The sequence below is a fragment of the Acidithiobacillus sp. TH-A117 genome (genome assembly GCF_057473465.1).
Window position 1 is genome coordinate 23,765 of record NZ_JBYCKQ010000041.1, and the last position, 6,146, is coordinate 29,910.

Genomic DNA, 6,146 nt, shown 5'->3' on the forward strand with positions numbered 1-6,146 from the left:
TATCAGGAGAATTCCCATGCGTGAAGAAATGCTCAAATCCATCCTCAGTGACCTCAATGGCTCATCCGCCGATATTGAGGCTTCTGCGGTCATCTCTACCGACGGCCTTACCATTGCCTCCCTGCTTTCTTCCACCATGGATGAAGACCGCGTCGGCGCCATGGCTGCCGCCATGCTGTCCCTGGGTGACCGTACCGCCGCAGAATTGGCCCGGGGAGAGCTCGAGCAGGTCATGATCAAGGGAGACAACGGCTATGTACTGCTTATTCATGCCGGCCCGGATGCTGTTTTGACCATTATCGCCCGTAAGGAAGCCAAGCTGGGACTGGTATTCCTGGACGCCAAACGCGCCTCCAGCGGCATTGCCGAATTGTTGTGATACCGCCTTTATTCAGGGATCGCTCCTGATCGCTTCACAGCGTCCGCTCCCTTGGGCCATAATGCGCGAAATGACTGTTTGAGACGCATATGACTTTTCAGGAAATCATCCAGCGGCTCCAGAGTTTCTGGGCCGCACAGGGTTGCGTGCTATTGCAGCCCATGGACATGCCCGTCGGGGCTGGCACTTTTCATCCCGCTACCTTTCTGCGCGCTATCGGCCCTGAACCATGGCGGGCGGCTTATGTGCAGCCTTCCCGTCGCCCCACCGACGGGCGCTACGGCGACAATCCCAATCGTCTCCAGCATTACTATCAGTTTCAGGCTGTTCTCAAACCTAACCCGATGAATTTACAGGACTTGTATCTGGATTCCCTGGCGGCACTGGGAATTGACCCGAAGGTTCAGGACATCCGGTTTGTGGAAGACGACTGGGAATCCCCAACCCTGGGGGCCTGGGGGCTGGGCTGGGAAGTCTGGCTGAATGGTATGGAAGTCACCCAGTTCACCTATTTTCAGCAGGTGGGCGGTCTGGATTGCCATCCGGTGATGGGCGAGGTGACTTATGGTCTGGAGCGTCTGGCCATGTACCTGCAAGGGGTGGAAAGCGTCTATGACCTGGTCTGGACTCCGGGAGTTCTTTACGGTGACGTTTTTCATCAGAATGAAGTGGAACAATCCCGCTACAATTTTGAGATGGCTCCTGTAGAAGATCTTTTTCAGCGTTTCGATCGCGCTGAAGCCGATTGCCGTTCGCTCCTGACCAGCAAGCTGCCCTTGCCGGCCTATGAACGGGTTCTCGACTGCTCCCATACTTTCAACCTCCTGGATGCCCGGCATGCCATTGGCGTCAACGAACGCGCCCGTTTTATCGGTCGGGTTCGTGGCCTGGCCAAAGGCGTAGCGGAAATTTATGCCGAAGCCCGGGCCGAACTGGGCCATCCCCTGTTGCGGAGTGCCTGATGTCAACCCATGAAAAACTTCTGCGGGAAGATTGTCTTCTGGAAATCGGCTGTGAAGAGCTTCCCGCCCGCGAACAACTCCCCTTAAGGGATGCCGCAGTTGCGCAGATGACTCGCCTGCTGGGTGAAGCCGGGCTCGATTGTGGTCAGATTACGGCCTATGTCACCCCCCGACGTCTGGCTTTATGGATTCAGGACCTCGCCCTGCACAGTCATCCCCGGGAAAGCATCCGGCGCGGCCCCCCGGTAGCGAGAGCCCGGGATGCCAATGGAAATGTTACACCCGCAGCCGAAGGTTTCGCCCGCTCCTGTGGTGTAAGCTTCGCCGATTTGCACACCCTTGAAACGGAAAAAGGCCCGGTGCTGGCCTGGCGAGAAATCGAAGCCGCACGCAGCAGTTACAGCCTGCTCCCGGAAATTGCCAGCCAGACGATTGCCGCCCTGCCCTTACGCAAAAGCATGCACTGGGGATCCCGTCAGGACAGCTTCCTGCGCCCGGTACGCTGGCTGCTTTTACGTCAAGGACAACAAGTCCTGGACTGGCAGGCCTTTGGACTGCAAGCCGGAGGCATGAGCTTCGGTCATCGGGTCCATCATCCTGAATCCATCCTCATCCCGCAGCCCTCAGACTACGCCGAGGCCCTGATGCATGGCCAGGTGATGGCGGATTTCGACCTGCGCCGCGAGCATATTGCCCACAAAATTTCCGCCTTGGCCGAAGACCTGGGGGCTACCCCCATATTACCTCCCGCCCTACTGGATGAAATTACCGGTCTGAATGAGTGGCCGGTGATCCTGTTGGGCAGCTTTGCCGAAGATTACCTGCGGATTCCCGAAGAAGCACTGATCACCGTGATGATGCAGCATCAACGCTATGTTCCGTTACGTGGCGAAAATGGCCAACTGATAGCCCAATATGTGTTTGCAGCCAACTTGCACAGTCAGGATGCGCAAGTGGTGATTCATGGGAATAACCGGGTGCTGCGCGCCCGCCTGGCCGATGCCGCTTTTTTCTGGGATCAGGATCGCCAGAAACCCCTGGCCGAAAGACTTCCCGAACTGAAACAGGTCCTCTTTCAGGAGGGTCTGGGCAGCATTTATGACAAAACCCTGCGCCTGCAAAAACTGGCCCGGGCCTTCAGTCCGTTCTGTCAGGTCAATGCGGATGATCTGGAACGGGCCGCAGCACTCTGCAAAAGTGATTTGCTCTCCGGGGTGGTGGGAGAATTTCCCGAACTGCAGGGCATCATGGGCGGACATTACGCCCGTCATGACGGCGAAAAAGCCGAAGTCGCGGCGGCCATTGGTCAACATTACCTGCCCAACGGTCGCGATGATGATATCCCCCCGAGCCGGGCCGGTCAGTGCCTGGCCATCGCCGACAAGCTCGATACCCTCTGCGGCTTTTTTGCCATTGGCAAAGTCCCCAGCGGCGACCGGGATCCCTTTGCCCTGCGCCGGGCCGCATTGGGCATCTTGCGCATTATTCTCAATGCCGATTTAGTTCTGCACCTGGACAGCGTCGTTGATCTGACACTGGAGACTCTGGGGCGCGCCATCATCAAAGATCCTACGGCAGTTCGCAGCGCCATACTCGACTTTTTCCAGGATCGGATGCGCGTCTATTTCAAGGAAGAAGGTTTTCGCGGTGACCAGATCAACGCCGTACTCAGCCGCCAGCCCCATCAGATGGTCGACGCAAGACAACGCCTGGAAGCCCTGGCCGCTTTTCTGGCCGATCATCCCTCTGCCGAGGCTCTTGCGGCACTGATCAAACGCATCAACAACCTGCTCCGTAAAGAACATCAGGAAGTGACGGGCGAGCCCGATCCGCAATGCTTCGAAGATCCCGCTGAAAGACAGCTCTGGACGCACTGGCAAGCCATGGCCGGGTCCGTGCATACCCATCTGCAACAAGGACACTATGCCAGCGCTCTGGATTTGCTGGCCGGATTACGCCCCTCCGTTGACCAGTTTTTCGATCAGGTCATGGTCATGGCGGAAAATCCCGAAATCCGGCAAAACCGCCTGGCCCTGCTGTCTCGACTGCAGGACAGTTTTCTGAGCATTGCCGACTTTGCGCAACTCCAGGGCTCCTGATGGCGCAATGGGTGATTCTCGACCGTGACGGCGTCATCAATGAAGACAGCAATGCCTTCATCAAGTCTCCCGCAGAATGGCGACCTATTCCCGGCAGCTTGGAAGCCATTGCCCGCCTCAACAGGGCGGGATTTCAGGTAGTCGTGGCCACCAACCAGTCCGGTGTTGGGCGGGGACTATTCGATATTCGCACCCTCACGGCCATTCATCAGCGCATGCGTCAGGAACTGGCTGTTTTTGGGGGACGCATTGAAGCCATTTTTTTCTGCCCCCATCTACCCGACGCTGGTTGCCAATGCCGCAAGCCTCTGCCGGGGATGTTCCAGCAAATAGCCGAACGCCTGCAGATTTCTCTGGACAATGTGCCAGCCATTGGTGACAGTCTGCGGGATCTACAGGCAGCCCGGGATGCTGGCGCCAAGCCCATACTGGTCCTCACCGGGAAAGGACAAAATACCCGTCGCGAAGCCGAGCTGGCCGGATACCCGATTTTTGCGGACTTGGCGGCGGTAGTGCAGGCATTGCTGGGTGCAGCTTGATACAAACCCTGCGCAGCGGCATTTTTTACCTTGGCTTTACCCTGTGGACGCTGGTCTGGGCCTTTTTTACCCTGCTGACCGTGCCTATGCCACTGGCAGCGCGGGTCTGGGCCAGCCGCCTCTGGGCCAGGGTTGCCGTCCACTGGCTCGGCCTCAGTTGCGGACTACACTATCGCATCCGGGGTCTGGAAAACATTCCCGACACCCCCTGCGTGATTGTCGCCAACCACCAATCGGCTCTGGAAACCCTGCTCCTCTGGTGTATATTCCCGCGGCTTTCCTATGTGCTTAAACAGGAGCTATTCCGCATCCCCATCATTGGTTGGGGTCTGCGCCTGGCCTGGCCTATTGGCATTGATCGCAGCGCGGGTCGTCAGGCCTTGGTACAGGTGATGGAAGAAGGCAAACTGCGCCTGGCCGCCGGATTTCATGTGGTCATTTTTCCCGAAGGCACTCGCTACCCCTGTGGTGAAGTCGGCCCGTTCAGCAGTACGGCAGCAGGGTTGGCCTTACGCGCAGAAGTGCCTTTGCTGCCCATTGCCGTCAACAGCGGCTGCTTTTGGGCGCGTAATGACTGGCGCAAAAAATCCGGGCAGGTAGAAGTACAGATTGGTCCGGCACTGCCCGCCAGCGGAAAATCGGCGGCCCTGACCCAGGCCGCAGAAAACTGGATCCGCGCCACCGTCAGGCAGATGTCAGGCGCGCCTGCAAAGCCGTAACAATCTCTTCGGCTATGGATATTCCTGTGGTTTTTTCAACACCTTCAAGACTGGGAGACGGATTCACCTCCAGGACCAACGGATTCTGATCTGCATCAGCCATCAGATCCACTCCGGCAAAATCCAAGCCCAGGGCTACAACGGCTTTCCGCGCCACATCCGCCCAGGTATCCGGTAGATCAGACCATGCCCGGGCACGACCACCGCAGTGCAGATTGCTGCGAAAATCCTCTGCGGGAGATTCGCGAACCATGGCAGCCATCACCTTTCCAAACAAGACGATCACCCGGACATCCTGACGGCCCGGTAAATACTGCTGAATCATGGCCTCATGCTGAAGACTCAGAAAAGTATCCAGCATGCCTCGCGCCGCCATGGGTGAATCCGCCAGACTGACACCGACGCCCTGGGAACCTTGCAGGAGCTTGTGGACCAAGGGAGTTCCCAGCATTTCCAGCGCCACTTCCCGCTGCCGCGCATCGGTGAAATAGAGGGTCTGCGGAACGGCTATTCCGGCAGTCACCAGAACCTGCAAGGACGCAAATTTATCCCGCGCCAATTGCAGCGCCCCGGCCCCATTCAGGCACAGGGTTCCGGCTCCGGCAAAATAGCGCAGCAGACGTGCACCCAAGGCGGTAATGGGCCCGCCGATTCGCGGGATGACAGCGGCGCAATGGGGAAGGACTTCGCCATTGACATACAACTCCGCGTGCTGGCCATTCAGAGACAACAGACACTGCTCCGGGGCGAGGAGCAGCGGCTCCATGCCTCTCGCCGCAATGGCCTGGAGGAGTCGCCGGGTGGAATATAAATTCCCGAAACGCGACAACACTACGATTTTGGTATGTTCAGCCATCATCAGGACGGATCAGCACGAAAACTCAGCAGAGGTAATTCACCATGGGCGATGGATCTTTCGATAAAACCTGCCCGCCCCGGCTGTTTCTGTTCCAGCAGCTGCCGCGCCTGGGATTTTTCTCCGCAGATCGCGGCAAACAGCACCTCCAGTTCCAGAGGGTTCACCCGCAAACTCCCAAAAGGATTTTCGCGACTGGCAGCGCGCCAGAACAAATTGGGCAACCACCCCTTGCTTCGCACCAGAGGATTTTGATAAAGCCGCTGGCACGCTTCTGCAATTTGTTGTTCTGCCTGTTCTTCCCGGATGATTTCCATTGCCTTCCATTGATCCTTGTTTGCTAGGGGTTAATGCGCCCTGATCCATGCCCAAAAATTCATCATCATAAAACTTCTTCCTTGGCAAGGGAATTATTGTGGAGCATAATAGTCTACAATATAAACAAATAGTCATGTTTATTCGCAATAACTGGCCATTCGGCCAAGGAGCACAGCAATGAGCGACAACAGCACGCAGCAAGGTCTGGCGGGACACGGCGCCTTTTTTCAGGACACCAATCTGTCGGCGAATGAAGCGGAAGCGGCCACGGCCT

General features: G+C 57.4%; 7 protein-coding genes. 5 read left to right on the plus strand and 2 right to left on the minus strand.

The genetic code is table 11. From position 1 onward, the window contains the following. The first annotated feature begins 16 nt into the window (after window positions 1-16). From AC2VLR_RS10295 to AC2VLR_RS10315, 5 genes are all read left to right on the plus strand, one after another. Complete coding sequence (locus AC2VLR_RS10295; RefSeq protein ID WP_024892973.1) at window positions 17-379, plus strand: roadblock/LC7 domain-containing protein; 363 nt, start codon at window positions 17-19, stop codon at window positions 377-379. 89 nt (window positions 380-468) lie between these two features. Then, complete coding sequence (gene glyQ, locus AC2VLR_RS10300) at window positions 469-1,341, plus strand: glycine--tRNA ligase subunit alpha (protein WP_486882032.1); 873 nt, start codon at window positions 469-471, stop codon at window positions 1,339-1,341. Continuing rightward, entirely contained in the window at window positions 1,341-3,440 is a 2,100-nt protein-coding gene (gene glyS / locus AC2VLR_RS10305) for a glycine--tRNA ligase subunit beta (RefSeq protein WP_486882033.1), read from the plus strand. Before glyQ ends, glyS begins: the two co-directional genes overlap by 1 nt. Continuing rightward, the gene (gmhB, locus tag AC2VLR_RS10310) at window positions 3,440-3,979 is read left to right on the plus strand and encodes a D-glycero-beta-D-manno-heptose 1,7-bisphosphate 7-phosphatase (RefSeq protein ID WP_486882034.1); all 540 of its coding nucleotides are present in this window, start codon (window positions 3,440-3,442) and stop codon (window positions 3,977-3,979) included. Before glyS ends, gmhB begins: the two co-directional genes overlap by 1 nt. Beyond that, window positions 3,976-4,698 carry a lysophospholipid acyltransferase family protein gene (locus tag AC2VLR_RS10315; protein ID WP_486882035.1) on the plus strand — a complete coding sequence of 241 codons (723 nt, stop codon included), beginning with the start codon at window positions 3,976-3,978 and terminating at the stop codon, window positions 4,696-4,698. The genes gmhB and AC2VLR_RS10315 overlap by 4 nt, the downstream gene beginning before the upstream one ends. Here AC2VLR_RS10315 and AC2VLR_RS10320 read toward each other — a convergent pair. Further along, complete coding sequence (locus AC2VLR_RS10320; protein ID WP_486882036.1) at window positions 4,664-5,557, minus strand: ATP-grasp domain-containing protein; 894 nt, start codon at window positions 5,555-5,557, stop codon at window positions 4,664-4,666. The genes AC2VLR_RS10315 and AC2VLR_RS10320 overlap by 35 nt on opposite strands. Then, window positions 5,557-5,871: a hypothetical protein gene (locus tag AC2VLR_RS10325; RefSeq protein WP_486882037.1), complete on the minus strand. Its 315-nt coding sequence runs from the start codon at window positions 5,869-5,871 to the stop codon at window positions 5,557-5,559. Before AC2VLR_RS10325 ends, AC2VLR_RS10320 begins: the two co-directional genes overlap by 1 nt. Window positions 5,872-6,146: the final 275 nt, after the last annotated feature.

Excerpts from the sequence above, each read along its gene's own strand:
- glyQ (WP_486882032.1), top strand. The coding sequence starts at position 469 with ATGACTTTTCAGGAAATCATCCAGCGGCTCCAGAGTTTCTGGGCCGCA.
- AC2VLR_RS10325 (WP_486882037.1), bottom strand. The coding sequence starts at position 5,871 with ATGGAAATCATCCGGGAAGAACAGGCAGAACAACAAATTGCAGAAGCG.
- glyS (WP_486882033.1), top strand. The coding sequence starts at position 1,341 with ATGTCAACCCATGAAAAACTTCTGCGGGAAGATTGTCTTCTGGAAATC.
- AC2VLR_RS10295 (WP_024892973.1), top strand. The coding sequence starts at position 17 with ATGCGTGAAGAAATGCTCAAATCCATCCTCAGTGACCTCAATGGCTCA.
- AC2VLR_RS10320 (WP_486882036.1), bottom strand. The coding sequence starts at position 5,557 with ATGATGGCTGAACATACCAAAATCGTAGTGTTGTCGCGTTTCGGGAAT.
- gmhB (WP_486882034.1), top strand. The coding sequence starts at position 3,440 with ATGGCGCAATGGGTGATTCTCGACCGTGACGGCGTCATCAATGAAGAC.